Origin of the sequence: Oscillibacter sp. (assembly GCF_031978065.1) — a bacterium.
GTDB lineage: Bacteria > Bacillota > Clostridia > Oscillospirales > Oscillospiraceae > Oscillibacter.
In genome coordinates this window covers 1-3,376 of the sequence record NZ_DALZCH010000180.1, presented here as the reverse complement: position 1 = coordinate 3,376, position 3,376 = coordinate 1, and the positions used below count along the sequence as shown (strand labels likewise).

General features: G+C 51.2%; 7 protein-coding genes. All 7 read left to right on the top strand.

The genetic code is table 11. The features are described 5' to 3' along the window. A partial coding sequence (locus RTK01_RS16355) for a hypothetical protein (RefSeq protein ID WP_312281987.1) occupies positions 1 to 365 on the top strand: 365 nt, incomplete at its 5' end. Next, positions 362 to 757, top strand: coding sequence for a minor capsid protein (locus tag RTK01_RS16350; RefSeq protein ID WP_312281986.1), 396 nt, complete (start codon positions 362 to 364; stop codon positions 755 to 757). The genes RTK01_RS16355 and RTK01_RS16350, both read left to right, overlap by 4 nt. Continuing rightward, positions 754 to 1,215 carry a hypothetical protein gene (locus tag RTK01_RS16345; RefSeq protein ID WP_312281985.1) on the top strand — a complete coding sequence of 154 codons (462 nt, stop codon included), beginning with the start codon at positions 754 to 756 and terminating at the stop codon, positions 1,213 to 1,215. The genes RTK01_RS16350 and RTK01_RS16345 overlap by 4 nt, the downstream gene beginning before the upstream one ends. Next, positions 1,203 to 1,733 (top strand): hypothetical protein, encoded by a 531-nt coding sequence (locus RTK01_RS16340; RefSeq protein WP_312281984.1) that lies wholly within the window; start codon positions 1,203 to 1,205, stop codon positions 1,731 to 1,733. Before RTK01_RS16345 ends, RTK01_RS16340 begins: the two co-directional genes overlap by 13 nt. Positions 1,734 to 1,846: 113 nt before the next feature. Then, a complete protein-coding gene (locus RTK01_RS16335; RefSeq protein ID WP_312281983.1) occupies positions 1,847 to 2,527 on the top strand; it encodes a Rha family transcriptional regulator in 681 nt (226 codons plus the stop codon). 15 nt (positions 2,528 to 2,542) lie between these two features. Then, positions 2,543 to 3,010: a hypothetical protein gene (locus RTK01_RS16330; RefSeq protein WP_312281982.1), complete on the top strand. Its 468-nt coding sequence runs from the start codon at positions 2,543 to 2,545 to the stop codon at positions 3,008 to 3,010. Then, positions 3,007 to 3,376 (top strand): Gp15 family bacteriophage protein (locus RTK01_RS16325; RefSeq protein WP_312281981.1); only part of this gene is annotated, 370 nt, incomplete at its 3' end. The genes RTK01_RS16330 and RTK01_RS16325, both read left to right, overlap by 4 nt.

Here is a 3,376-nt window from a genome sequence, read left to right as displayed (position 1 = left end):
TGTGCGTTCGCCCGCACTCCCCGGTGGATTATTCCAAGTGCAATCAGACGGTGACAATCTACCACACGGACAACAGCACCTACACCAAGCAGGTGTTTACCCGTGCATTTCTGGACTTCAAAAAAACTCAGAATGTGGACAAGACCGGCAGCAGCGAAGTCAATTCGTTTCTGCTGGTCATTCCATGTTCGGAGCAGCCTGTTTTCGTGGGCGATAAGGTTTTACTGGGTGATGGGCCGGACGTGACCACGGCGGCGGAATGGCGGGAGTTCATTCCTTCCAAAGTGCCGGGGTTGGTGGTGGTAAAGTACGTTGACCCTAAGTATTGGCAAGCCCATATGGTCCATGTGGAGGCGGGCGGATGAGCACGCGGATTAAGGTGAACATGAAGCCCGTCAATACCATTCTGACGCGCCTCGGTGTGGACAAAAACGGGGATGTGCAGCGGTTTGTGACCAACTCCGTCAATCGGAGAATCACGCGGTATATGCCCTTCAGATCCGGCGTTTTGGCGACCAAACTGAAAATGGTCAAGAGCGCCGCAGAGATCGAGGTATTAGGGCCTTATGCCCGGTATCAGTATTACGGCAAGGCGATGGAGGGCGTGGCCCCTAAAACCGTTACAGACCACGACCTCCAATATGACAAGTCTAAGAATCCGCAAGCTGGCCCGTTTTGGGACAGGCGGATGATGGCGGCGGAAGGCAAACAAATTGCCGCCGAGACGCAGACCTATGTTGACAGGGGGAAGAAATGACCGCGCTTGAAAAAATGCAGACGTGGATTGCCACGTTTCCGGGATACGATATCCTTTCACACTTCCATGTGGACTACACCGACAAAGCCCCACCCAATGGCGGCATCTATCCGTCCGGGCTGGTGGAGGTGGAGCGGCGGCGGGATATCGTGGGCAACACCACCGTAACCAACCAGTATAATTTTGCTATTTACTGCGTGTTCTTAAAAGCAATTGGTGACGACGAAGGGGCAACTATCAACGCCGGCTGGGTATCCGACTTTCAGGAGTGGGTGCAGGAGCAGAGCGTTACCGGCGCGGCTCCTACGTTCGGAGACGAGCCAAGGACAGAAAGAATCATGGCACAAAACGGGATGCTGTATGACACGGACGAAGAGGGGACAACGGCAATGTACATGGTCCAGATGTCCGTGCAATTTAAGAAAAAATTTGAAGGGAGAAACAAATGGCTGACTTGACCTTTAATACGACTGCTGGCGCGGTCGTGGAGCGGGAACTTTTGATCTTATTTATGAATACCGGCGCGTCGTCGACGCCCGTCTGGAGCGCTATTGGTAAGCGCGTGGAGGATTCCAGCCTCGAATATGATTGGGGCGATGAATCCAAGACGGATATCTTCGGGCATACCTATACCACCATGAAAAAGCCCGTCATTACACAAACCTTTGACCCCTGCGAACTGGATTCCGGAGATGTCGCGCAGGTCAAAATCTGGAACATGGCTATCAAGGATCAGGATATCGGGGCCATGACGAACAACGATCTGCTGGTGGTACATACCTATGCTGGGACTGCTGATACCGCGGTATTCGCGGAGCGATATTCTTCCTGCATGGTGAAGCCCTCCGGTCTGGGCGGCTCTGCCAATGTGGGGATGCCGATTGATGTAACCTACGGTGGAACCCGCGCAAAGGGTACTGCTGCGGTAGCGTCCAACGGCACGGTTACATTTACTGCGGAGGGCAGCGGAGATTAAGCGCGGTGCTATGGCACGGCGCTATTTTTATGCGATAACGGGGCGGAGGTAAATCCTCTGCCCCGAACTATTAGGCCCGTACTCCACGGCCAAATTGATAAGGAGATATTTTAATGAAAAACGATCTAATGATTTTTGAGCGCAGGGAACACGCGGTGGTAGGAAGCAGGGTAATTGCCGAGCGATTCGGAAAACAGCACAGGGATGTCGTTAGGGCCATCGAAAATAAAGAGGAAAGTTTAACCGCGCAAAATTGCGCAGTTAAAGATTACTTCGTCAAGGGGTATTTCGAGCACAACGGCAATCAATACAAAGAATACTTTCTTACCAGAGACGGATTTAGTTTCGTTGTGATGGGCTTTACCGGCCGCGAAGCCGACCTTTGGAAACTGAAATACATCCAAGCGTTCAACGCCATGGAATCCTTCATCCGTGAACGGCAGTCCACCGAATGGCTCGTGACCCGCAAGCAAGGCAAACTTGTTCGCCGGAACGAGACGGACACAATTGCGAACCTGATTGATTATGCAAAAGCGCAGGGGAGCCGGAACGCCGATAAGTTCTATATTGTCTACTCAAAACTGGTGAACGGTCTGGTAGGGGTTGGACCCGGGCAGCGCGATAGCGTCCCATTCAAGACTATCTCCACCATGGGCTTTCTGGAGGATATGATTCTTCACACAGCGGACGAGGAAATGCAAAAAGGGACGCATTACAAAGAAATCTATCAAATCTGCAAATGCAACGGAGAGCAAATCATGAGGTTTGCCTATCTGCCGGAATTAACGGCTTAAATTTAGGAGGTAAATATGGAAAAACTCAGTGTCGACCTTGGCGTTATCGAATTTGAAGTTGGCGGCGGAGCCCTACGGTTCAATCCGTCCAATCCGAAAGTGTATCAGCGGTTTATTTCCGTGCTGGAAGACCTCCCCAAAATTGAACAGGAGTATCAGCGCAAGGAGAAGGAAAAGCAGGCGTTTGAAGAAATGAGCGATTTGGAGCGGGCCTCCATTGTCTTTGGCGAAATGGACCAAATGGACCAAGAGGTTAAGCGCCGCTTGTCAGAGGCGTTTGGACCGGGTAATGATCTTAATGCAATCGTTGGAGATGAAAGCTTAATGGGGTTCGGCCTCAACGGTGAGAGAGTTGTGACGAACCTCTTGAATGCGTTGACACCTTATATTGAGCAGGGTGTTGGCAAGCACATGAAAGGCACTGCGGCAAAGGCGGTCGAGGAAGCAAAACTCAATCGCGCACAGAGACGCGCATCAAAATGAACGGATGGAACCTGCCCGAATCAATAAGCGTAGGCGGGGTCGCGCAAACAATCAACGGGGATTTTCGTGATATTTTAAATGTTATCGCGTGGCTTGGAAATATCGAAGAGGACGAGCAGACCCGCGTTTATGTGGCGTTGTCGCTATTCTACGAAGACTTTGCGCGAATCCATGAAAAAGATTATCCGGAGGCCGCTCAAAATCTTTATTGGTTCATAAATGGCGGTGAAGCCGACGATTCTCTGCACCCACAGATAAAGACCATTGATTGGGAACAAGACCGATTCATAATTGTGGCTGATATCAACAAGGTTGCTGGCTGTGAAGTCCGGGCGCTTCCATTCTGCCATTGGTGGACGTTCCTTA

Coding starts and splice junctions, on each gene's coding strand:
- RTK01_RS16350 (WP_312281986.1), top strand. CDS start 362: ATGAGCACGCGGATTAAGGTGAACATGAAGCCCGTCAATACCATTCTG.
- RTK01_RS16345 (WP_312281985.1), top strand. CDS start 754: ATGACCGCGCTTGAAAAAATGCAGACGTGGATTGCCACGTTTCCGGGA.
- RTK01_RS16340 (WP_312281984.1), top strand. CDS start 1,203: ATGGCTGACTTGACCTTTAATACGACTGCTGGCGCGGTCGTGGAGCGG.
- RTK01_RS16335 (WP_312281983.1), top strand. CDS start 1,847: ATGAAAAACGATCTAATGATTTTTGAGCGCAGGGAACACGCGGTGGTA.
- RTK01_RS16330 (WP_312281982.1), top strand. CDS start 2,543: ATGGAAAAACTCAGTGTCGACCTTGGCGTTATCGAATTTGAAGTTGGC.